This is a genomic window from Phaeacidiphilus oryzae TH49, assembly GCF_000744815.1.
GTDB classification, from domain to species: Bacteria; Actinomycetota; Actinomycetes; order Streptomycetales; family Streptomycetaceae; genus Phaeacidiphilus; species Phaeacidiphilus oryzae.
Window position 1 is genome coordinate 2,629,917 of sequence record NZ_JQMQ01000005.1, and the last position, 23,023, is coordinate 2,652,939.

Here is a 23,023-nt window from a genome sequence, read left to right on the forward strand (position 1 = left end):
AGGTTGAGAGCGATGGCCAAGCGAGCTCCCGCGGCGGACCCCGCCCAGGACGTACCGGAAGTATCCGAGCCGCATCACGCTGCCGCGGGCATCCCCGCTCTGGTGCACACCACCAAGATCGCGGCGGCGCAGATGGGTCTCCCCCGCGCCACCCGCACCCTGCTGAAGCTGAACCAGTTCGACGGCTTCGACTGCCCCGGCTGCGCCTGGCCCGAGCCCGACCACACCCACACCGCGGAGTTCTGCGAGAACGGCGCCAAGGCGGTGGCCGAGGAGGCCACCCTGCGGAAGGTCACCCCGGCCTTCTTCGCCGAGCACTCGGTCGAGGAGCTGGCCGGCAGGTCCGGCTACTGGCTGGGCCAGCAGGGCCGGCTGACCCACCCGATGCTGCTGGAGGAGGGCGCCACCCACTACCGGCAGGTCTCCTGGGAGGACGCCTTCTCGCTGGTCGCCGAGGAGCTCGCGGCCCTGGACTCGCCCGACGGCGCCGCCTTCTACACCTCCGGCCGGACCAGCAACGAGGCCGCCTTCGCGTACCAGCTCTTCGCCCGCCAGTTCGGCACCAACAACCTGCCGGACTGCTCCAACATGTGCCACGAGTCCTCGGGTTCCGCGCTCGTGGAGACGCTGGGCGTCGGCAAGGGCAGCGTCCACCTCAAGGACCTCTACCAGGCGGATCTGATCATCGTCGCCGGGCAGAACCCGGGCACCAACCACCCCCGGATGCTCTCCGCCCTGGAGCGCGCCAAGCGTGCCGGAGCGAAGATCGTCAGCGTCAACCCGCTGCCCGAGGCCGGCCTGGAGCGCTTCAAGAACCCGCAGACCCCCAAGGGTCTGGTGGGCAACGGCACCAAGCTCACCGACCTCTTCCTGCAGATCCGGATCGGCGGCGACCTCGCCCTCTTCCGGGCACTGAACCTGCTGCTCCTGGAGGCCGAGGAGAAGGCCCCGGGCACCGTCCTGGACCAGGAGTTCATCGACGCCCACTGCGCCGGCTTCGCCGAGTGGCGGGAGGACGCCCGCAAGAACACCAAGTGGGAGGACATCCGGGAGGCCACCGGCCTCCCCGAGGAGCAGATCCGCGAGCTGGCTGAGCTGGCCCTCGGCAGCCGGAAGACGATCGTCTGCTGGGCGATGGGCCTGACCCAGCACAAGCACTCCGTGCCGACCATCCGAGAGGTGGTCAACTTCCTTCTGCTGCGCGGGAACGTGGGCAAGCCGGGCGCCGGCGTCTGCCCGGTCCGCGGCCACAGCAACGTGCAGGGCGACCGCACCATGGGCATCTACGAGAAGCCCGCCCCCGCCTTCCTGGACGCGCTCGGCCGGGAGTTCCGCTTCGAGCCGCCGCGCGAGCACGGCCACGACGTGGTGGACACCATCCGCGCGATGCGGGACGGCAAGGTCAAGGTCTTCTTCGCGATGGGCGGCAACTTCGTCTCGGCCACCCCGGACACCCCGGTCACCGAGGACGCCCTGCGCAGCTGCCGGCTGACCGTCCACGTCTCCACCAAGCTCAACCGCTCGCACGTGATCACCGGCGCCCGCGCGCTGATCCTGCCCACCCTCGGCCGTACCGACCGCGACCTCACCTCCAAGGGGCCGCAGCAGGTCACCGTCGAGGACTCGATGGGGATGGTGCACGCCTCGATCGGCCGACTGGCGCCGCCGAGCGAGGACCTCCTCTCCGAGACGGCCATCGTCTGCCGGCTGGCCCGCAAGGTCCTCGGCCCGAAGAACACCGTGCCGTGGGAGGAGTTCGCCGCCGACTACGACACGATCCGGGACCGGATCGCCCGGGTGGTCCCCGGCTTCGAGGACTTCAACGCCAAGATCAAGAAGCCGGGCGGCTTCGCCCTCCCGCACGCCCCCCGGGACAAGCGGGCCTTCCCGACCACCACCGGCAAGGCGAACTTCACCATCAACCCGCCGTACGCGCCGGAGCTCCCGGAGGGGCGGCTGCTGCTCCAGACCCTGCGCTCGCACGACCAGTACAACACCACCATCTACGGCCTGGCCGACCGCTACCGCGGGATCAAGGACGGCCGCCGGGTGGTGCTGGTCAACCCCGAGGACGCGGCCGCGCTGGGCGTGGAGGACGGCGGTTACGTGGACCTGGTCGGCGAGTGGGAGGACGGCCTCGAACGGCGCGCCCCGCACTTCCGGGTGGTGCACTACCCGACCGCCCGGGGCTGCGCCGCCGCCTACTACCCGGAGACCAACGTGCTGGTCCCGCTGGACAGCGTCGCCGAGACCAGCAACACCCCGACGTCCAAGTCGGTGGTGATCCGCTTCGAGGCGGACTCCGGCGCCGCAACGGTGATCTGACGGTACGTCACTTATTCTGCGGAGGAAGCGAATAGGAGGAGAGGCCGGCCGAGGCGGGATCCGGCCGGACGGCGCCGAGGACCGGGTCCGCGGCGATCGGCGCCACCTCCACGTACGCGCCGGTGTGCGGGGCCTCGACGACCTTGCCGTCGCCGATGTACATCGCGACGTGGGTGGCGTGGGCGAAGTAGACGATCAGGTCCCCCGGGCGGAGGGCGTTCAGCGGCACGTGCCGCAGCTGCGCCCACTGCTCCTGGCTGGTCCGCGGGATCTGCACGCCGGCGGCCAGCCAGGCCTGCTGGGTGAGCCCCGAGCAGTCGTACGCCTTGGGCCCGTTGCCGCCCCACAGATAGGGCTTGCCGAGCTGGGCGAAGGCGTAGGAGACGGCCTGCCGTCCGAGCGCGGACGGGTTGCCGCCGCCCTTGCCGAGCACCCCGGTGGCCAGGAAGGCCAGCTGGGCCTGGTCGGCCTGCCTCTGCTCCAGCAGCTTGATCTGGGAGAGCTGGGCCCCGGTCAGCCCGGCCAGGCTCCGTTCGCTCGCGGCCAGCTGCTTCTGCACGGCGGCCTTCTGCTGCCGGGCCTCCACGGTCAGCCTGCGCACCTGGGCGAGGCCGGCCTCGGCCTGGGCGGTGGTCGCGGCCAGCTGCTGCTCCTGCTGGTGGAGTCGCCTGAGGAAGAGACCCTGCGAGCGGGCCGCGGAGGCCAGCATCGAGGCGAGGTTCGCCGCCTGGTACGGGTTGTCGCTGAGGATCAGCTCGCCCAGCTGGGAGACGCCCTGGTTGCGGTACTGCGCGTCGGCGAGCCCGGCGGCGACCGTGCGGCCGGTCTCCACCTGCGCCTTGAGCTGGGTGAGCTGCTGCTGGAGCCGGGCGCCCAGCTTCTGCGCGGCGGTCAGCCTCTCGTCGAGGCCGTCGTACTTCTCGGTGGCCGTCTCCACCTGCTGGTACTGCTGCTGAAGCTGGGCCACCAGCGGCTCCAGCGCCTGCTCTTCGGCGGTGAGCCCGCCGCCACCGCCGCCGCCGCCACCGCCCGGCGGCGCGGGGTCGGCGAGCGCCGGCCCCGCCCCCAGCACCACGGCTACGGCGGCGGCGACCGCCACCCCCGCGACTCGACCACCACGCCCTGTCATCGCTCAGCTCCCCCCGGAGGACCGGATCCACGCTCTGCGATCATGCTGCACCGAGCGGCATCCTGCCACGCCCGACTTGCGGCGTTAAGCCCCACCCACCGGATGCACAGGGGATTCTGACGGACCCTCACATACCGGCAACCATCCGGTCGCCTCCGCGTCGCACTCTCCCAGGGGCGCAAGCAAGGGGCGCGGGGAACTGCGCGGCCAACCCACTACCGCGCCGCACCCGGCAGCGGACAACCGGTGGCAACCGGGACGCCGTTGCCGAGTGCGGCGTCGGCCGCGCAGTTCCCCGCGCCCCTGCTTGCGCCTGCGGCGCCGCGCTTCGGGGCGGCAGCCCCGCCGCCTACGCCCCCGGCGAGACCGACGCCAGGTACGCCCCCGCCAGCTCAGGGTCGTAGAACCAGTTCTCGAAGTCCGACGGGTCGTCGAAGCCGTTGGCGAAGCGGTCCGCGACCGGCTGGATCTGCCCCGCGGCCCCGATCAGGTTGAGGACATGCTCCGGCGGCGGCGCCAGCATCGCGTTGGTCCACTTGGTGACGTGCTGCGCCGAGTCCCAGTACCGGTCGAAGGTGGCCTGCATGAACTCCCGGTCGAACGGCCGGTCCCCGTGCTTCCGGATGGCGTCCAGGTAGACCGCCGCGCACTTGGACGCGTTGTTGGAGCCCTGCCCGGTGATCGGGTCGTTGGCGACGACCACGTCCGCCACGCCCAGCACCGCGCCGCCGCCCGGCAGTTCGCCGATCGGGTTGCGGACCACCGGCGCGTACCGCCCGGACAGCACACCGTTGGCGTCGGTCAGCTCGACGCCGCCGAGCGTCCGCTCGTACTCCCAGGGCGTGAACTGCTTCATCAGCTCCAGGGTGAGCCGCAGGTGCTCCTGCGGGTCCTTGACGTCGGCGAAGACGTCCAGCGGCCCACCGGGGACGCCCTCCCAGAAGAGGATGTCGCAGGGCCCGGAGTTGGTCAGGCTGGGCATGATGAACAGCTCGCCGGCGCCCGGCACCAGGTTGCAGCGCACCGCCTGGAAGTCGTACTCCGGCCGCGGCCCCAGACCGTGGACGTACGCCACCGCCAGCGCCCGCTGCGGGGAGTCGTACGGCGAGCGCGAGGCGTCCCGGCCGAACATCGAGACCAGCTCGCCCTTGCCGGCCGCGACCAGCACCAGATCGTAGGAGCGGGCGAAGTAGTCCAGGTCGGAGACGGTGACGCCGTGCACCACGACCTGGCCGCCGCGCCGGGCGAAGGTCTCCAGCCAGCCGGACATCTTCAGCCGCTGGTCCACGGACTGGGCGTAGCCGTCCAGGTGGCCGACCCAGTTGATCACGCGCTGGAACTCGGGACCGGCGACCGAGACACCGAGCCCGTCGATCCTCGGCGCCTGGTCCTCCCAGAAGTTGATGCCCAGATCCCGCTCGTGCTGGAGAGCGGTATGGAACATGCACTGGGTGGACATCACCCGGCCGTCCCGGATCTCCTCCGGCGTGCGGTTGGTCATCACGGTGACGTCGTATCCGTCGGCCTGAAGCCCCAGCGCCAGCTGGAGCCCGGACTGCCCGGACCCGACGACGAGTATCCTGCGCATCCCTGTCAGCTCTCCTGCTCTTCTCTCCTGCCCCGGCCGGCTATTCGACCGGGGCGTGGGCCTGCGCGGCGGGCTGCGGCTCGCGCGCCGCGTCCACGTCGAGCGCGTGGGTGACCAGGGTCAGCAGGGTGTCCACCACCGAGGTCCGCTCGCGCGCGTCGCAGATCAGCACCGGCACCTGGTCGGGCACGGCCAGCGCGTCCCGCACCGCCTCCGCGGAGTACCGGGGGGCGCCGTCGAACTGGTTCACCGCCACGACGAACGGCAGCCCGCAGCCCTCGAAGTAGTCGAGCGCGGGGAAGGAGTCCGCCAGCCGCCGGGTGTCCGCCAGGACCACCGCGCCGATCGCCCCGCGCACCAGGTCGTCCCACATGAACCAGAAGCGCTGCTGGCCCGGCGTGCCGAAGAGGTAGAGCACCAGGTCGGTTTCGAGGCTGATCCGGCCGAAGTCCATGGCGACCGTGGTGGTCACCTTGTCCGGGGTGTCCGTCAGGTCGTCGACCCCGCTGCTCGCCTGGGTCATCAGGGCCTCGGTGGTCAGCGGGGTGATCTCGGAGACCGCGCCGACGAAGGTGGTCTTGCCCACGCCGAACCCGCCCGCGACCACGATCTTCGTGGAGACCGTGGTGCCGTTGCCCAGCGGTATGCCCGGGACCTCCTGCTCGGCGGGTCCGGCGGAACCGGCCCCGCCCGCGTACGACCGCGACTGCATCGACGTCTCAGAGCTTGCGTAGTCCACCCAGCACCCTCTCCAGCAGAGCCCGGTTCGTGCCGCCCAGCAGCACCGGCTCCCCGTCCGCGTCCACCGCCGAGCCGGTCCCGCTCGAATGGGCGCCGTGCACCCGGATCCGTCCCTGGTCGGCGAGGTCGCTGACCAGGACGCGGACCACGCCGAGCGGCATCCGCAGCAGGGCGGAGATCTCCGCGATCGACCGCATGTGGCCACGGCAGAGCCGGCAGATCTCCTCCAGCTCGGGCAGGGCCCTCGACGACGGGTCCGCAGGCCGGTTCAGCGCCGAGACCAGCGTCTCCACCAGCAGCACATGGCCGAACCTGGTCCGCCCGCCGGTGATGGCGTACGGCCGGACGCGCGCCGAGCGGCCGGCGCCCGGCGGCCTGCCGGAGGCACCGGGCTGCCGCCGGACCACCCCCACCTCGTCTCCGGCCCGCTCAGCGGGACCGGGGTCGCTACCGCGCACACCCATACCTTTCATCAGACTCCCCTTGCCCGGCCAGACCCTGACGGCACATCAGCGTGCGCCGCCGGGTCCGCGCCAGGGACAGGAAACGGTCCCCCGACTGCTCTTCGCAACTCGGACTCGTCAACGGGCCGCCATGGCCCGGTGCAGCTCGCTGCGTACCTCGGGAGTGAGAGCGTGTCCGGCACGCTCCACCAACAGGGCCATCTGGTAAGCCACTTGGCTGAGGTCGGAGTCGAGCGAGGCGTTGACGCCCAGGCAACTCCCGTCGCTGATCGCCATGATGATGAGATGGCCGCGGTCCATGGTGACGATGGTCTGCTTCATCCGGCCCATCTCCAGCACCCGGGCCACCCCGGCGCCGAGGCTGACCAGGCCGGACACGATCGCGGAGAGCTCCTCCGCGCGCCGGGTGCGCTCGGCGGCGGCGAGCAGCAGGCCGTCCGAGGAGACCACCACCACGTCCAGCACCCCCGCCACGCCGGAGAAGAAGTCGTGCAGCAGCCAGCGGACGCTGCGCGCCTCCTGACTCGCCGTCGCCGACGAACCGCCGCCCGGGCCTGAACCCGCTGAGGCCGAACCTGAATCGGCGTGCGCCGCGGTCATCCGTGCTCCTCCTCGACCGGAGTGGTGCTGTGCTGCTCCGCCGGGGCCGGCCCGGCGTCCTCCGCCGCCCGCGCGGCGGGCCCGGCCTCGGCCTCGGCCCCGGCGTCCGGGGAAGCGGTGTCCGCGGAGGTGGTCTCGGCCGCCGCACGGCGGAGACCGCTCTGGAAGCCGCCGAGCCGGTTGCGCAGCTCCTCCGCGCTGGTCGCCCGCGCGGGCCTGGCCGCCGCCTCGGAGGCCGGCTGCCCCGCGGCGGCCGCCGCGGGCTCCGGGCCCCGCCCGGGACCTCGCCGGCCCGCGGCATCCGCCGGGGCAGGGCCGGCAGTCCGTCGCCGGCCGGAGGGGCAGACGCCGACGGCGGGGCCGAGGCCTCCGCCCCGGCACGGGCGGTGGGGATCCCCGCCGCCTCTGGGGAGGGTGCCGACCGCGCCTGCTCGGCCGGCGCCGCCGAAGGGGCGGGCACGGGAGGCAGGTTGGGCATCTGTGCGGCCGCGCCGGAGGCGCCGGGGCGACGGCGTACCAGTTCGATGGTGGTGTCCTCCTCGGCCTTCGGATGCCCGAAAGCGGGCCGCGCATGCCGCGCTTCGCCGGCCGGCCCCTCCGCCGGCCCCGACTCGGGCTCCGGACGCGACTCGGGCTCCGGACGCGTCCCGGGCTCCGGACGCGAGGGCCGGGCCTCGGCGCTCGTCACCGGCCGGGTCTGCGGAGACGGCTCCGGCCGCGTCTCCAGGGCCGGTTCCGCCGAGGGCTCCGCCGGGCGGTGGTGCCGGCCGCGCCGGCTCCCTGCGGCGGAGGCGGCCGAGGACTCCGCCGGGTCGGCCGGGCCGCCCGAGGGCTCGCCGCCGTAGGCCGCCCCGCCCGAAGCCGCCCCACCGGGCCCGGCGGGCGTCCGCCGCGGAAGGTTCGGCAGCGCGCCGCCCCCGCCCGCCGGATCGTCCAGCACCGGCTGCCGCGGCCCCGCGGCGGCCGGCGGCTCCGCCGGGAGGTCCAGTCCGGCACCGGCCTCGGGGACTGCGGCGGTCTCCGCCGCCGCTGCCACCTCGCGCTCGGCCCGGCGCTGCTCGTCCAGGTCACCGGGCCCCGCGCCGGTCGGGTCGTCCCGCAGCACGTCCCTCGGCAGCACCACCATCGCGGTGACGCCGCCGCCCTGCGCGTTCTCCCGCAGCTGCACCCGTACGCCGTGCCGGCGGGCCAGCCTGGCCACCACGAAGAGGCCCATGCTGCGGCCGGTGAGCGCCCGGCCGAGCCACTCGTCGGCGTTCCGCCGGCCGCCGCCGGGCTCCTCCGGGGCCGCCAGCTGCTCGTTGAACTCGCGGAGCTTCTCGGCCGGCATGCCGATCCCGCGGTCGGTGACGGACAACATCAACTCCCCGTTGTCCAGCCGCCAGGCGCCCACCTCGACCTTGTCCTGCGGCGGCGAGAAGGCGGTCGCGTTCTCCAGCAGCTCGGCCAGCAGATGGCTGGTGTCGTCGGCGGCCGTCCCGGCCAGCAGCGCGTACGGGAGGAAGCCCAGCTTGACCCGCTCGTACCGCTCGATCTCGGAGACCGCGGCGCGGACCACGTCCAGCAGCGGCACGGTGTCCTTGCCCCGGCGGCTGTTCTCCAGACCCGCCATCAGCAGCATGTTCTCGCTGTTCCGCCGCATCCGGGTGGCCAGGTGGTCCAGCCGGAAGAGGTTCTCCAGCTGGTCCGGGTCGGCCTCCTGGCCCTCCAGCGACTCGATCAGCACCAGCTGGCGCTCGACCAGGGTGAGGGTGCGCATCGCCAGGTTGACGAAGGTGGCGTCCACGCTGCCCAGCAACTCGTCACGTTCGGCGACCAGTTGGTCCCGTTCGGCGGCTGCCGCGTCCCGCTCGGCGGCCCGCGCCTCCAGCTCGGCGAGCAGCCGGTCCCGCTCGACCGCCAGCGTCTCCAGATCGGAGGAGGTGGCGCGCAATTGCTGCTCGCGCTCTGCCCGTTCGCGCCGGAATCCGTCCCGCTCGCGCAGCAGCACATCGCGTTCGGCGGTGAGCGCCCCGCGCTCCCGCTCCCCGCGGCGCTGCTCGCGGACCAGCGGCCGGGCCGTCCGACGCTTCGTCACCACCCCGACCAGCACGGCGAAGACCACCACCGCGAGCACGGTGACCCCCCACCACAGCGGGCCGGGAAGACTGCCGGAACCCGAACCCGCCGTGGTCCCGCAGCCGCTGAGCAGCGCCCCGCCGGCCGTCGCGCCCGCGACCGCGGCCAGCGGCCGCCCGGCCCCGGCGCGCGCGCACGCCCGAGCGCCCCGCGGCTCGCGGCCCGGCGGCATCGCCGCCGATCCGCTCTGCGCGCGGGACGTCGTTCTCTGTCCCCCGTTGCGTTCGCCTTCGCGTTCGACTGTTCGGGCCTCGGCGTCACTGGTACGCCGGGGCCACGCGGTCAACGTCCGCACCGGTACTCGCAATCTCGTCTGGCTTTCCTGGGTGCCCGCCGAAAGCTCGCTGGGTGCTCGCCGCGGCATCGACCGGGCCCGAGGATCCGGCGTTCAGGCGGGAGCGCGCGACTCCGCCGCGCTGGGTCGCCATGCTTCCCCGCGCCCCGAGGCGCGCGCCCTACGATGCCCGCGCGGACACCCGAAAGAGTGAAGCGTACAAGGCACAACAGGGACAAGATCAACTAGCCCTCGCAGTGTGTGGATCTTGTGGACGAAACATGGCCCGCCGGCCGTTTCGCCCCCCTTCGCCATACCGTGCCCGGCCGACTGTGACGCAGCTCTCAACACGATCGCGACAAAGATCCCCATTCCCGCCGAGGGCCCGTAACTTCGCGCAATCCAGCCGCAATCGCCCCACCGTGCGAGGCGGATTGCCCGTCTCCGACGGATAGAGAACCGTGCCGACGGCCTCAGTTCATTCTCCGTTCACCCTGACTCCCTACGTTCATCTCGACGAGACCGCTTAGACGAATGTTTGGTTATGGAACACATCACGTTCCTGGTGACGGTAGTGATCATCACGGCCCTCGCCTTCGATTTCACCAACGGCTTCCACGACACCGCCAACGCGATGGCGACGTCGATCTCCACCGGGGCGCTCCGCCCGCGGCTGGCCGTCGCCGTCTCCGCGCTCCTCAACTTCGGCGGCGCCTTCCTCTCCGTCCAGGTGGCCAAGACCATCTCCGGCGGGATCATCCAGGAGCACGCGGGCATCAGCCCGGTGATCGTCTTCGCGGCGCTCATCGGGGCCATCGTCTGGAACCTCGCCACCTGGCGGTTCGGGATGCCGTCCAGCTCCTCGCACGCGCTCTACGGCGGCCTGATCGGCGCCGCGCTGATCGGTGCCGGGCTGCACGCGGTGGACTTCACCGTGGTGGTCACGAAGATCGTCATTCCGCTGGTGGCCTCGCCGATCGTGGCCGGGATCGCCTCCTGGGCCGCCACCCGGATCTCCGAGTCGATCACCCGGCGCTCGGACCAGGAGGTCGTGGGACGCGGCTTCCGCGCCGGGCAGGTCGCCTCCTCCGCGCTGGTCTCGCTGGCGCACGGCACCAGCGACGGCCAGAAGACGATGGGCGTGATCACCCTCGCGCTGGTCACCTGCGGTGCGCTGCCGGCCGGTTCGGCCCCGCCGCTGTGGGTGATCGTCGCGGCCGGTCTGGCGATGGCGTTCGGCACGTACAGCGGCGGCTGGCGGATCATCCGCGCGATGGGCAAGGGGCTGACCGACATCCGGCCGTCCCAGGGCCTCTCCGCGCAGACCGCCGCCGGCGCGGTCATCCTGACCTCGTCCCACATGGGCTTCGGTCTCTCCACCACCCAGGTCTGCACCGGCGGCATCCTCGGCGCCGGGCTGGGCGGGCAGACCACCATCAACTGGTCGCTGGCGCGGCGGATGGTCTACGCGTGGGGTCTGACGCTTCCGGCGGCGGCGGTGGTCGGCGGGCTCGCCGAGCTGCTGGCCTCCAACGGACCGGCGGGCGTGGCGGCGGTCGGCGTACTGGGCGCGGCGTTCTGCGTCTGGATCTACGTCTCCTCCCGCTCCGGCCGTGTCACCGCGGACAACGTCAACCAGGTCAAGCCGGCGACGACGACTCCGCTGCCGACGGCTCCGGCCGCCGACTCCCTGCAGTCCGCCCCCGCGGCCTGATCCTCTCCTGGAGCAACGCAGATGAGCATCAAATGGGCCGCGCTGGCCGGCACCGCCGGAGTCAGCATCGGCATCACCCTCGCCGTCGTCCTCCTCTTCGCCGTGGGCGTCGCCTCCCTCTCCCGACGGGCGGCGGGCGCCACGGCCGGCGGCCGGGCGCTCGCGCCACTGGCCGTGGCCACCACCTCGTTCGCCGCGTGCGCCGCAGCGATCGCCTACGGCCTCTACCTGATCGCCCTCGGCTGAGGAACTCCGCCGCAGGCGGGGCGCTCGGGGCGCCACGCCCCGGGGGCGCGAGGAACTGCGCGCCCAACCCCCAACGGCGCCGCACCCGGCAACGGCGACCGGGCTGCTACCCCAACTCCGCCGCCGCCAACGGCAAGCAGGTGGCCGGGCGCGCAGTTCCCCGCGCCCCCTGCTTGCGCGGGACGCGCCACGCTCCACACCCACGGCACCCCCCAGGGGCGCGGGGAACTGCGCGACCAACCCACAACAGCGCCGCGCCCGGCACCGGCGACCAGGCTGCTACCCCAACTCCGCCGCCGCCAGCAGCAAACACGTGGCCGGGCGCGCAGTTCCCCGCGCCCCCTGCTTGCGCGGGACGCGCCACGCTCCACACCCACGGCACCCCCCAGGGGCGCGGGGAACTGCGCGACCAACCCACAACCGCGCCCCGCCCGGCAGCAGGCCCCAGCTCGCTGAACCCAGGGCCCCTGCCGAGCGCGGCGCGCCGCCGCCCAGCGGCTCAGTTCTCGTGGGTGAGGGTGAGGTCCAGGCCCTCCTGGCCCTTGCCGGTGAGGGTGACCTGCGTCGCGGTCGGCGCGTAGCCCGCCGCCACCACCGTGTAGGAGTCGCCGTCCAGCCTCGCGAAGGCGTACTCGCCGGAGGCGTCCGTCAGGACGGTCTCGACCGCGTTCCCGGCCGCGTCCAGCAGCGTCACCTTCGCATCGGCCAGCGGCTCACCGCTGTCCCGGTGCCGGACGACGCCCCGCACCGCGGCCGCGGGCAGCAGCTCGGCCTCGACGAGGTCCGCCTGACCGCCCGCCACCTCGGCCGGCACCGCGTTCGGCCGGTAGCCGGCCGCGCTGACCGCCAGGGTGTACGGGCCGGGCACCAGGTCCCCGAAGCGGAACCCGCCGTCCGCACCGGTCACGGCCGAGCCGACGACCTCGCCGCGCGCGTCGGTCGCGACGACCAGCGCGCCCGCGACGGCCGATCCCGCGTCCCCGGCGGCCCGCACCGTCCCGGCCAGCCCGCCGGAGCCGGAGAGCCGCAGGTCGTAGTCGAGCGGAAGGTCGCCGACGGCGATCGTGGCCGCCTCGGGCTGGTGCCCGACCGCCGAGCCGATCAGGACGAACTGCCCGGCGCCCGGGGTGTCCAGGGCGTAGTAGCCGTCGTGCTTGGTGATGGAGCGGCCGATCTGGCGGCCGTTCGGGTCGATCAGGGTGACGGTCGCGCCGACCACCGGCGAGCCGTCCCCCGCCCGGACGGTGCCCTGCACGCCGCTGTCGGTGAGGGTGCCGTACGGCTGGTGGTACGGGGCGGCGCTCTGCGGGTGCTCCACCATCCGGCTCCCGACCAGCGACTCGGAGCCCGCGCCGGCACCGGCCGCAACCGGAGCCGAGGCGGAAGCCGAAGCCGAACTCAGGACCGAAGCGGAAGCCGAAGCCGGAACCGCAGCCGGAACCGCCCCCGCAGCCGCCGCCTCCGGCGCGTCCCCCGTCGCCGCCCGCTGGGTCGCGGAGAGGGTCCGCAGCGGGACCTCCTTGATGAACCACACCACCAGGAAGGCGATGAACGCGCACGGCGCCGCGATCAGGAAGATGTCCCCGATGCCGTGCCCGTAGGCGTCCTCGATCAGCGGCCGCACCGCGGCCGGGATCGCCTTCAGGTCCGGGATCGCCGAGCCCTGCATCCCCGCGATCGCGGACGGCGGCACATGCCCGCTGATCAGGTTGTCCGTGGTGTAGTGGGTGACCCGGTTGGCCAGCACCGCGCCCAGCGCGGAGACGCCGATCGCGCCGCCCAGCGTCCGGAAGAAGGTGACGATCGCCGACCCCGCGCCCAACTCGTGGACGGGGACGGTGTTCTGCACCGCCAGCACCATGTTCTGCATGGTCATACCGACACCGAGGCCGGCCAGCGCCATGTAGATGGCGACCTGCCAGTACGGGGTGTCCCAGCGCGCCATGCCGAGCAGGCCGAAGCCGGCCGTGATCAGCGCCGTGCCGAGGATCAGGAAGACCTTCCACTTGCCGCGCTTGGTGATGATCTTTCCGACCACCGCCGCGGCCAGCGCCAGCCCGATCACCAGCGGGATGGTGAAGACGCCGGACATGGTCGGGGACTTGTCCCGGCCCAGCTGGAAGTACTGGCTGAGGAAGGTGGTCGCGGAGTACATCCCGACGCCGACCATCAGCGAGCCCACCACGGCCAGCGTGACGGTCCGGTACTTGAACATGTTGAGCGGCACGATCGGGTTCTCGACCTTGAGCTCGACCCACACCGCGAGCGCGTAGAGGACGATCGCCCCCGGCACCATCACGAAGGTCTGCCAGGAGATCCAGTCGTACTTCTGCCCGGCCAGGGTGACCCAGACCAGCAGCAGCACGGTGGCGGCGGCGATGACCGCGGCGCCCCAGTAGTCGATCTTGACCTTCTTCTTGCTCACCGGCAGGTGGAGGGTCTTCTGCAGCAGGATGATCGCGACCACCGCGAACGGCGCGCCCACGTAGAAGCACCAGCGCCAGCCCAGCCAGGCGGTGTCCACGATGGTGCCGCCGATCAGCGGCCCGGCCACGGTGGCGACGGCGAAGACCGCGCCGGTGTAGCCGGAGTACCGGCCGCGCTCGCGCGGCGAGACCATCGCCGCGATGCAGATCTGCGCCAGCGCGCTCATGCCGCCGGCGCCGATCCCCTGCACCACCCGGCAGGCGATCAGCATCCCCACGTTGGTGGAGAGGCCGGCCACCAGCGAGCCGGCCACGTAGATGATCAGCGCGATCTGGACCAGCAGCTTCTTGCTGAAGAGGTCGGCGAGCTTGCCCCAGATCGGCGTGGTCGCGGTCAGCGAGAGCAGCGCGCCGGCCACGATCCAGGTGTACGCCGACTCCCCTCCGTGGAGCTTGTTGAGAATCGTCGGCAGGGCGTTGGTGACGATCGTGGAGGAGAGGATCGCCACGAACAGACCCAGCAGCAGTCCGGACATCGCGGAGAGGATCTCCCGGTGCGACATCCCGGCGGGTGAGCTGTTCCTCTGCTCACCTCCCCCCGGTGACGGGGCTATCGACTGGGCTGGAGCGGCCATGCGGGGGTCCTTAGAACGTGAGAAGAGAACGCGAGAAACCAGACAGAGCTTGGTTGGCTACACCAACTATAAATTAAATGGTTGATGCAGGCAAGTTTTCGCTCCCCCTGTCGCGCCCGGCCTCTGACGGAGTGTCCACCCCCGAGGAAAGCTGCGAAAACGTTATAAAAGGGACACCTGCCTTCTTCGAAGCGAGGTGCCCATGGCCACCGCCTCCGGTCGCTCAGCCGCCCCCGGCCGGGGCAGCCCCGTACAGGCCCGGTCGGTCACGGTCACCGGCCGGCCCGGCTCGGGCGTCGACTTCGACGCCGAGCCCGGCGGCCTCCTCGCCCTCGCCGGACCGCGCGGCCCCGAGCGCACGGCGCTGCTGCTCGCCCTCGGCGGCCGGTACCGGCTGCGCGGCGGCAACCTGCGGGTGGGCGGCTTCGCCCTCCCAGGACAGAAGGCCGCGGTCCGCCGCCATGTCGCGGTCGCCCGCGCGCTGCACGCCTTCGGCCCCGACCCGTACGACACCGTCGGCGAGCTCCTCTCCACCGCCGGCGCCTACGCCGGGCGCAGGGCGGACGAGGCCGAGGTCCGCTACGCGCTGGAACGGGTCGGCCTCGACGAACCGCCCCTCCCCCGGGGCGCCCGGTACGGCGCTCTGGCCCCCCTCCCCCGGCTGCTCCTCGCGGTCGCGCTGGCACTGGTCGGCCGGCCCTCCGTGCTGCTGGTGGACGCCGTCGACGACGGGCTGGACGACGACGGCACGCCGGCCGCCTGGCGGGCGCTGCGCCGGGTCGCCGACTCCGGTCCGACCGTACTCGCCACCTGTGACAGCGCGTCAGCCGCGGCCTCGCAGGCCCATCACGTCGTCCCCCTGGAGCCGGCCGCCGTCGGCGTCACCGCCCCCGCGACCACCGGAGGCGAGAGCCGATGACCTGGTTCCGCCTGGCCCGCCAGGAGCTGCTGCGCTTCCTCCGCGGCCACTACATCCGCCCGGCCGGCATCATCGCGCTGATGCTGGTGCCGAGCCTCTACGGCACCCTCTACCTCTGGTCGAACTGGGACCCGTACGGGAGGCTGCACCGGGTCCCGGTGGCGGTGGTGAACGCCGACCGGCCGGTGCGGCTGCCGGACGGCACCCGGGTCGCCGGCGGCCAGCAGCTCACCCAGACGCTGCTCAAGGGGCGGCAGTTCGACTGGCGGCAGGTCTCCGCGGCGGAGGCCGACCGCGGCATCGAGCGCGGCGACTACCTCTTCGGCCTGGACATCCCCGCCGACTTCAGCAAAAGGCTGGCCAGCCCGGCGAGCGGCCACCCGCAGCAGGCGAGGCTCAACCTCGACCTGAACGACGCCAACGGCTTCATCATCAGCAAGCTGTCCGAACTGGTCGGCTCGGCCCTCCAGGCGCAGATCGACCAGGCCGCGTTCACCTCGTACAGCCAGGCCGCGCTGAGCAGGGCGGCCGGCGGGAAGTCCGGCCCCCAGCTGCCGACCAGCGCGGCCGGGATCGAGTCCCTGTCCAAGTCGCTCGGCAACCCGGTCGCCATCACCAGCCACAACCGCAACCCGGCCGGGGTGTACGGGGTGGGGCTGGCGCCGTTCCTCCTCTCCATCGGGCTGTGGGTGTTCGGCATCGCGGTGTACGAGATCCTCAGACCGCTGGACGTGCGGGCGCTGGGGGCGGGCGCGCGGCCGTGGCAGGTGGCGCTGGGCGGACTGGCGCTGCCGCTGGTCATGAGCTGGATCGCGGCCGGGGTGCTGCTGCTGATCTGCCACTGGGGGCTCGGCCTCGATCCGCTGCGCACCGGGGAGACGATCGGGATCATGGTCCTCGGCGCCTCCGCGTTCACCGCGATCTCGCATTTCCTGCGGGCGTGGCTGGGGATCCCCGGGGCGCTGCTCTCCCTGGTCCTGCTGATGGTCCAGCTGACCTCCTGCGGCGGCCTCTATCCGGTGCAGACCACTCCGGCGCCGTTCCGCTGGCTGCACACCATCGTCCCGATGCGGTACCTGGTCGACGCGCTGCGGGTGACCCTCAGCGGGGGCCACGACCCCTACCTCTGGCGCGCGATCTGGGTCCTCCTCGCCGTCTTCCTCGGCTTCGTCCTCCTCCTCGTCTGGCACGCCTCCAGCCGCCGGACCTGGACCCACGAACGCCTCCACCCCGCCTTCGGCCACTTCTGACGCCCCGCGCGAAGCGTCGCCGCGGGCGCGGGTGGGGGGTGCGGGGAACCGCGCGGCCGGTCGACCACACCGCCGCCCCCGGCAACGGCCGCCTGATTGCGACTCAGGCTCAGGCCCCGCAGCCGTCCGCGGCGGAGTGTCGGGCCGGGCGCGCCGTTCCCCGCGCCCCCTGTTCGCGCCCCCGGCGCGTCACACGTGGCGCGTCACACGCGTCGCGTCACACCCAGCGCGTCACCTGCGGCGCGCACGCGGGAGCCCAGGGGCCGGCTCCGCGCCCCGGACCAGCGTGGCGACCTCCGCCCGCAGTGCGACGAACTCCCGCTCGGCCCGCGTGGCGACCTGCCGCCGCCGATGCCCCAGCGGGACGTCGAGGTCGGCGACCAGCCGCCCCGGCCGCCCGGACAGCACCAGCACCCGATCGCCCAGATACACCGCCTCGTCGATGTCATGGGTGACCACCAGCACCGTCATCCCCCGCTCCGCCCGCACCGCCAGCAGCAGGTCCTCCAGGTCCTCCCGCGTCTGCGCGTCCACCGACCCGAACGGCTCGTCCATCAGCAGCAGCCGCGGCACGCAGGCCAGCGCCCGCGCGATCGCCACCCGCTGCTGCATCCCTCCCGACAGCTCCCAGGTCCGCCGCCGCGCCGCCGCCGCGCCCAGCCCGACCGCCTCCAGCGCCTCCTCGGCGATGCCGCGCCGCCGCGCCCGCGACATCCCGGCCCCGGACGACCGGCGCAGCGGCAGCGCGACGTTCTCGCCGACCGTCAACCAGGGGAAGAGCGAGCGGCTGTAGTCCTGGAAGACCACCGCCAGCCCCTCCGGGACCCCGCTCACCGGACGGCCGTCCAGCAGCACCCGCCCCCGGCTCGGCGTCTGCAGCCCGCCGACCGCCCGCAGCAGGGTGGACTTGCCGCAGCCCGAGGGCCCGACCAGGGTCAGCAACTCCCCGTGGGCTGCCTGGAACGCGACCTCGCCCAGCGAGTCCGTCGACTCCCCGGGGTAACGGTGCCCCAGCCCGGAGACGGTCAGCAGCGGCTCAGCTCCGCCCCCGCCGCCGGCCCCGCCCTCACTCGCGCTCATCCTCACGCCTCCGCCTCCCCCGGCGTCTCCCGCCGGCCCAGCAGCAGCCGCCCGGCCAGCACCAGCACGGCGTTCAGCAGATAGCCGAGCACGCCCAGCAGCACGATCACCGCCCACATCCCCACCAGGTCGAACTGGCTCTGCGCATTGACGAGTTCGTACCCGACGCCGCCCGTGCTGCCCACCATCTCGGCGAAGACCATCAGGATCAGCGAGAGGGCCATCGCCAGCCGCAGCCCGGCCAGGATCCGCGGCAGCGCCGAGGGCAGCACGACCCGCCACAGCAGCGTCGCCGGTCCGAACCGGAACGCCGCCGCGGTCTCCAGATGCCGCGGGTCGACCCCGGCCACCCCGTCCGCGGTGTTCAGCAGCACCGGCCAGACCGCGCCGAAGAGGATGGTGGCCAGCTCCATCTGGGTGCCGATCCGGAACAGCACCAGGAAGACCGGGACCAGCATCGGCGTCGGTATCGCCCGGAAGAAGCGCAGCACCGGCTCGATGGCCTCGCGCACCACCCGGGTGCGTCCCACCGCGACCCCCAGCACCACCCCGGCCGCAGCCGCGATCGCGAAGCCGGCCAGCATCCTGGCGATCCCGGGCAGCAGCCCGTGGACGGCGTCCTCGCTGAGCCAGAGCCGGCCGGCGGGCCCGCCCAGCCACAGCTGCCGCATCCTCGGCAGGATCGCGGAGGGCGGCGGGAAGTACGGGTTGCCGGCCCGCCGGGTCGCCGCCTCCCAGGCCAGCACGCAGACCGCCAGCACCGGCCAGCGGACCGCCCACCGCAGGCTCCGGCGGAGCGTCCGGCGGAGCAGCCCGCGCCCGCGGTCCGCCGCGCCGCCCGCCTCCGCCCCGCTCACCGGGCCGCTCAGCGCCCCGCTCATCCGGCCGCTCACCGGGCCGGCTCCCGTACCGCCCAGGCGAAGGCTCGTGCCCGGCCGCGGACCAGCGCGGTGTCGATCAGCAGGCCGAGCAGCCCCGCCCAGACCGCGCAGGCCAGCACGGTGACGGTGCCCTGGGTGCCGGTCTCGGCGCTGGCCGCGTAACCGCCGATGCCGTCCGAGCGGCCGCTGAGGATCTCTGTGCCGACCACCACGATCAGCACGATGGAGGAGGCCAGCCGCACCCCGGTGGCGGCGAACGGGGCCGCACCCGGCACGGAGACCCGCCACAGCACCTGCCACCGTCCGAAGCCGAAACCGCGCAGGGTGTCGGCGGCCACCGGGTCGGTGGCCGCGATCCCGTACAGGGTGTTGAAGAGCACCGGCCAGACGGCGGCGTACGCGCCGAGCGCCGTGGTCAGCCCCAGTCCGGAGCCGAGGAGGAGGGCGGCCAGCGGGATCAGCGCCACGGAGGGGATCGGCCGCAGGAACTCCACCAGCGCGCTCACCGCCGCCCGTACCACCGGAACCGCCCCGAGCAGCGCCCCGAGCACCGCTCCCGCGGCCACTCCGCAGGCCAGCGCGGCGGCCCAGGCGCCGAGGGTGGCGCCGACCGCGCCCAGGAAGTCCGTCCGGCCGGCCAGCGCGGCCGCCCCGGCCAGCACCTCCGAGGACGGCGGGAGGTAGCTGCGGGCGACGATCCCGGCCCTGCCCAGGACCTCGAAGAGGGCGAGGACGACCAGCACGCCCAGCAGGCCCCTCAGCGCCCTCAAGTCCCTCACACCAGCAGGGTCGTGACGTCGAGCTTCCGGCTGAGGAGGCCCTGCGACAGCATCAGGTCGGCGACCTTCTGCAGCTTCGCCGGATCGGGGGTGGCCGGGTAGTCGCCGAGGCTGATCCGGGCCGCGGTGGCCGCGCTGATCTGGGTGTAGGTGGGGAGGATCCGTTCGACCGCGGTGCGGTCGGAGGCGGCGGTGTGCTGGGCCGCGGTGATCGCCCGCTTGAAGGCGGCGACGGTGTCCGGCCGCTTCCCGGCGAACGCCTCGGTGGTGAAGTAGCCGGAGAGCGGGAGGTCCGCGACGGGGCCGCTGCCCTGGTCCACCACGACCCGGGCGCCGAGGGTGCTTCTGGCGTCCGTGACGAACGGCTCGACCAGCGAGGCGGCGTCCACCTGCCCCCGCTGGAGGGCGGCGGCCATCTGCGGGAAGGGGATCTGCACGTACCGCACCCGCTTGGGGTCCCCGCCGGCGGCCTCGACCAGGGCGTTGAGGGTCATCGTCTGGATGTTGTTGAGAAGGTTGACGGCGACCCTGCGGCCGGGCAGGTCGGCGGCGCCGTGCAGCGGCGAGTTCGGCATGGCCAGGCAGCTGAAGTAGCCGTTGGCCGAGCGGCAGGCCTCGGCGATCACCTTGATCTTCAAGGTGCCCTTGTCGTGCGCCTGGAAGAAGGAGACGTAGTTGCCGCCGGCGTCGATGTCGATCTCGCCGCGCAGCATCCCGGGGACGGCGAGGGTGGACTGCTTGAGCGTCTGGATCCCTACGCTCAACTTCTCCTTGCCGAACAGCTTCTGACTCTGCGCCAGGTACAGTCCAGCGTCGTCGGCGACGGCCAGTCCGGCCACGTTGGCATGCCCCGGCCCGCTGCCTCCGCCGCCTCCGCCGCCGGAACCGGCGTTCCCGCCGCCGCCCGACGAGCAGCCGCTCAGCAGCGCGGCCGCCCCCAACCCCAGCAGTCCCCGACGGCTCACGGTCACGACGTGCCCTCCCCACCCCACGACTTGACGCATCGTCAGAATGCCGTGCGGCCGGGCACCGGACAACCCCCGCGCAGCGGCGGCCGGTCGCTCCGGTCGCCTCCGTCACTCCCGCTCGGGCGCTCCGGCCGGCCACTCGGCCGCCCCCGGGTCCTCCAGCACCTGGCGGACCGTCAGCAGCGCCGCCCCGCGCGAGGCGCCGGCCCGGCCGAGGGCCGCCACCCGCACCGCCTGGGTGGCCCATTCCGCGGGGGCCGGCCCGGGGCCGGCGAGCCGCACCGCGACCCGCGCCGAGAGCTCTCCGCGCAGCCCCGGCAGCAGCCAGTCGCCCAGCTCGGCGTAGGCGCCGCCGAGGAGCACGGCGGACGGGTCGATCAGGTTGACCGCCCCGGCCAGGGCCACCCCCAGCGCCTCCCCGGCCCGGCGCAGCGCCCCCGTACCCGCCGGTCCCCGGCCCCGGCGCGCTCGGCCAGCAGCCGCACCCGGTCCAGCGAGGCGTCCGCCGGCACCTCGATGCCGGCCCCGGCGAGCACCGCGGCCTCGCCCGCGTACTGCTCCAGGCAGCCGTGCGCCCCGCAGGCGCACACGGGCCCGCGCGGGTACACCGGCACGTGGCCGAGCTCGCCCGCGAATCCGCGCGCCCCGCGCAGCAGCCGGCCGTCCACCACCAGCGCGGCACCGATGCCGCCCTCCGCCGAGACGTGGACGAAGTCGTCGAGGCCGGCGCCGCCGCCCGCCCAGAGCTCGGCGAGCGCACCCAGGTTGGCCTCGTTCTCGACGGTCAGCGGGCGCTCGCGCAGGCTCTCCGGCAGCAGCTTGGCCAGCAGCTCGCCGACCGGCGCCCGCCGCCAGCCGAGGTTGGGCGCGTGCTCGACGGTGCCCGAGGAGCCGTCGGTGAGTCCGGGCACGGCCAGCGCGGTGCCCACCGGGCGGAGCCCCTCGGCCTCCGCCCGGTCCACCAACCTCCCCGCCAGGGCGGCGAGTTCGGGCATCACATCGACCGCGGAGCGGCCCCGGTTGGGGCACTCCGCCCGCTCCTCCGCGCGCACCTGGCCGCGCAGGTCGACGACGCAGCCGGCGATGTGCTCGACGCCCACCTCCAGGCCCAGCCCGGCCGGCCCGGTGCGGCTGAGCTGGAGGGCGGTCCCGGGCCGGCCGGCCCGCCCGCTGCGCTCGGCCGGACCGGCCTCGTCCAGCAGGCCGCCCGCCATCAGCTCGTCGACCAGGCTGGAGACGGCGGCCCTGGTGAGCCCGGTCCTGGCCGCCACCCCGGCCCGCGAGAGCGGCCCGTGGGCGGCGACGGTGGTCAGCACCAGGGACAGGTTCAGCCGGCGCATCCCGGCCTGGGAGGCGGGCGTCGGGGCGGCCACCCTCAGCGCCCCAGGGGGGCGTCCAGCAGCGGACGGGCGCGTTCGAAGGCGGCTCCGAGCCGCTCCAGCGCCGCCTCGTCCCGGGGCAGCGGGTCCAGCAGCACCCCGCGCCGGGTGCCCCAGCGCCGGGCCACCTCGTCCGCGCGCTCCCCGGTGACCAGCGCCGCGGCCTGCGCCGCCGCGCCGAGCGCCACCAGCTCCTGCGCCTCCGGCACCAGCACCGGACGGCCGGAGAGCCGCCGCACGGTGTCCCGCCAGGCGCGGCCGCGGGCGCCGCCGCCGATCAGCATCAGCGGCTCGTCGGCCCCCTCGTCGCCCTGCACGTCGTGCAGCGCGGCCAGCAGCGCGTACGCGGCGCCGTCGTAGGCCGCCTGGAGGACCTGGCCGGGGGTGGTGTCATGGCGCAGCCCCGCCAACAGCCCCGAGGCGTACGGGAGGTTGGGGGTCCGCTCGCCGTCCAGGAAGGGCAGCAGGACGACCTCGCCGCCCGGCTCGACGTCCTGCCGGTCGCGGCCGAGCAGCGCGGCGACCTTGTCCACGGCCAGGGTGCAGTTGAGGGTGCAGGCCAGCGGCAGCCAGTCGCCGAGGGCGTCGGCGAAGCCGGCCACGATCCCGCTGGGGTCGGCCGGCCGCCGGCTGGTGACCGCGTAGGCGGTGCCGGAGGTGCCGAGGCTGATCACCGGCGCGCCCGGGCGCAGCCCGAGGCCGACCGCCGCCGCCATGTTGTCCCCGGTCCCGGAGGCGACCAGGGCGCCGGCCCGCAGCGGAAGCCCCTGGCCCGCGATAGCGGCCGCGACCTCGCCCGCGGCCTTGCCGGGCTCGACCACCTCGGGCAGCGCCGAGGCGTCGAGGCCGATCAGTTCGAGCACCTCGTGGTCGTAGCCGGCCGGGCTCCACCAGCCGGTGCCGGAGGCGTCGCCGCGGTCGGTGACGCCCTGTCGGGAGCCGATCAGGCGGCTGGTCAGGTAGTCGTGCGGCAGCCGGACGTGGCGGGCGCGGTCGGCCGACTCGGGTTCGTTCTCGCGCAGCCAGGCCCAGCTGGTCGCGGTGAACGCGGCGGTCGGCACGCTGCCCACCCGGCCGGCCCACCAGTCCGCGCCCCGGGCCGCCACCAGCGCCTCGGCCTGCGGGGCCGAGCGGACGTCGTTCCAGAGGGTGGCCGGGCGGACCACCTCCCCGTCCGCATCCAGGGTGACCATCCCGTGCTGCTGGCCGCCGACCGAGACGGCCTCCGCCCGCTCGGCGCGGCCGGTCGCGGCCAGCGCCTCGCCGAGCGCCCGCCACCAGTCGCGGGGGTCGCTCTCCCGGGCCCCGCCGCTGCCGGAGACGGTGTGCGCCGACCGGCCCTCGGCGACGATCTCGCCGGTCTCGACGTCCACCACGACCGCCTTGGTCGCCTGGGTGGAGCTGTCCACCCCCACCACGAGCGGGGCGTTTCCGACGCCGCTGACCACCTGGACCACCTCCGTGCGTACCCCGGGACTTTCCCGATCGGCTTTCGCATACTAATTTG

The 23,023-nt window shown here is 73.9% G+C and carries 16 protein-coding genes and 2 pseudogenes; 5 read left to right on the forward strand and 13 right to left on the reverse strand.

The window, feature by feature from the left end; genetic code table 11:
- The first annotated feature begins 12 nt into the window (after positions 1 to 12).
- Positions 13 to 2,325 carry an FdhF/YdeP family oxidoreductase gene (locus tag BS73_RS15515; protein WP_037572902.1) on the forward strand — a complete coding sequence of 771 codons (2,313 nt, stop codon included), beginning with the start codon at positions 13 to 15 and terminating at the stop codon, positions 2,323 to 2,325.
- Between the two features lie 7 nt (positions 2,326 to 2,332).
- Here BS73_RS15515 and BS73_RS15520 read toward each other — a convergent pair whose 3' ends face one another.
- The 6 genes and pseudogenes from BS73_RS15520 to BS73_RS40955 form a co-directional block, all read right to left on the reverse strand.
- A complete protein-coding gene (locus tag BS73_RS15520; RefSeq protein WP_063837000.1) occupies positions 2,333 to 3,454 on the reverse strand; it encodes a C40 family peptidase in 1,122 nt (373 codons plus the stop codon).
- Between the two features lie 349 nt (positions 3,455 to 3,803).
- Positions 3,804 to 5,042, reverse strand: a complete 1,239-nt coding sequence (locus BS73_RS15525) for a styrene monooxygenase/indole monooxygenase family protein (RefSeq protein ID WP_037572905.1) — start codon at positions 5,040 to 5,042, stop codon at positions 3,804 to 3,806.
- A 40-nt stretch (positions 5,043 to 5,082) separates the two neighbouring features.
- Positions 5,083 to 5,754 carry a GTP-binding protein gene (locus BS73_RS15530; RefSeq protein ID WP_084704088.1) on the reverse strand — a complete coding sequence of 224 codons (672 nt, stop codon included), beginning with the start codon at positions 5,752 to 5,754 and terminating at the stop codon, positions 5,083 to 5,085.
- A gap of 7 nt (positions 5,755 to 5,761) precedes the next feature.
- A complete protein-coding gene (locus BS73_RS15535) occupies positions 5,762 to 6,247 on the reverse strand; it encodes a DUF742 domain-containing protein (RefSeq protein ID WP_084704089.1) in 486 nt (161 codons plus the stop codon).
- Positions 6,248 to 6,364: 117 nt separating this feature from the next.
- The gene (locus BS73_RS15540; protein WP_063837001.1) at positions 6,365 to 6,847 is read right to left on the reverse strand and encodes a roadblock/LC7 domain-containing protein; all 483 of its coding nucleotides are present in this window, start codon (positions 6,845 to 6,847) and stop codon (positions 6,365 to 6,367) included.
- A 1,120-nt stretch (positions 6,848 to 7,967) separates the two neighbouring features.
- A pseudogene (locus BS73_RS40955) lies at positions 7,968 to 9,329 on the reverse strand (sensor histidine kinase); the annotation flags it as partial.
- Between the two features lie 454 nt (positions 9,330 to 9,783).
- On the opposite strand from BS73_RS40955, the gene BS73_RS15550 reads away from it, so the two are divergent.
- Together BS73_RS15550 and BS73_RS38250 are read left to right on the forward strand one after the other, a co-directional pair.
- The gene (locus BS73_RS15550) at positions 9,784 to 10,953 is read left to right on the forward strand and encodes an inorganic phosphate transporter (protein ID WP_037572914.1); all 1,170 of its coding nucleotides are present in this window, start codon (positions 9,784 to 9,786) and stop codon (positions 10,951 to 10,953) included.
- A 21-nt stretch (positions 10,954 to 10,974) separates the two neighbouring features.
- Positions 10,975 to 11,199 (forward strand): hypothetical protein, encoded by a 225-nt coding sequence (locus tag BS73_RS38250; RefSeq protein WP_037572917.1) that lies wholly within the window; start codon positions 10,975 to 10,977, stop codon positions 11,197 to 11,199.
- Positions 11,200 to 11,698: 499 nt separating this feature from the next.
- On the opposite strand, the gene BS73_RS15560 is transcribed toward BS73_RS38250, so the two are convergent.
- Positions 11,699 to 14,260: an MFS transporter gene (locus BS73_RS15560; protein WP_235215421.1), complete on the reverse strand. Its 2,562-nt coding sequence runs from the start codon at positions 14,258 to 14,260 to the stop codon at positions 11,699 to 11,701.
- Positions 14,261 to 14,462: 202 nt separating this feature from the next.
- Between BS73_RS15560 and BS73_RS15565 the strand changes: the two genes are divergently transcribed.
- Complete coding sequence (locus BS73_RS15565) at positions 14,463 to 15,179, forward strand: P-loop NTPase family protein (RefSeq protein WP_051939967.1); 717 nt, start codon at positions 14,463 to 14,465, stop codon at positions 15,177 to 15,179.
- Positions 15,176 to 16,429, forward strand: a complete 1,254-nt coding sequence (locus BS73_RS15570) for a YhgE/Pip domain-containing protein (RefSeq protein WP_051939968.1) — start codon at positions 15,176 to 15,178, stop codon at positions 16,427 to 16,429. The genes BS73_RS15565 and BS73_RS15570 overlap by 4 nt, the downstream gene beginning before the upstream one ends.
- 231 nt (positions 16,430 to 16,660) lie before the next feature.
- Here BS73_RS15570 and BS73_RS15575 read toward each other — a convergent pair whose 3' ends face one another.
- The 6 genes and pseudogenes from BS73_RS15575 to xylB form a co-directional block, all read right to left on the reverse strand.
- Positions 16,661 to 17,509, reverse strand: a complete 849-nt coding sequence (locus BS73_RS15575) for an ABC transporter ATP-binding protein (RefSeq protein WP_084704090.1) — start codon at positions 17,507 to 17,509, stop codon at positions 16,661 to 16,663.
- 2 nt (positions 17,510 to 17,511) lie between these two features.
- Positions 17,512 to 18,402, reverse strand: coding sequence for an ABC transporter permease (locus BS73_RS15580; protein ID WP_235215422.1), 891 nt, complete (start codon positions 18,400 to 18,402; stop codon positions 17,512 to 17,514).
- A complete protein-coding gene (locus BS73_RS15585) occupies positions 18,399 to 19,169 on the reverse strand; it encodes an ABC transporter permease (protein ID WP_037572922.1) in 771 nt (256 codons plus the stop codon). Before BS73_RS15585 ends, BS73_RS15580 begins: the two co-directional genes overlap by 4 nt.
- Positions 19,166 to 20,140, reverse strand: a complete 975-nt coding sequence (locus tag BS73_RS15590; protein WP_161789670.1) for an ABC transporter substrate-binding protein — start codon at positions 20,138 to 20,140, stop codon at positions 19,166 to 19,168. Before BS73_RS15590 ends, BS73_RS15585 begins: the two co-directional genes overlap by 4 nt.
- A gap of 105 nt (positions 20,141 to 20,245) precedes the next feature.
- Positions 20,246 to 21,510 (reverse strand): annotated as a pseudogene (locus BS73_RS15595) (ROK family protein).
- A 2-nt stretch (positions 21,511 to 21,512) separates the two neighbouring features.
- Positions 21,513 to 22,964: a xylulokinase gene (gene xylB / locus BS73_RS15600; RefSeq protein ID WP_037579754.1), complete on the reverse strand. Its 1,452-nt coding sequence runs from the start codon at positions 22,962 to 22,964 to the stop codon at positions 21,513 to 21,515.
- Positions 22,965 to 23,023: the final 59 nt, after the last annotated feature.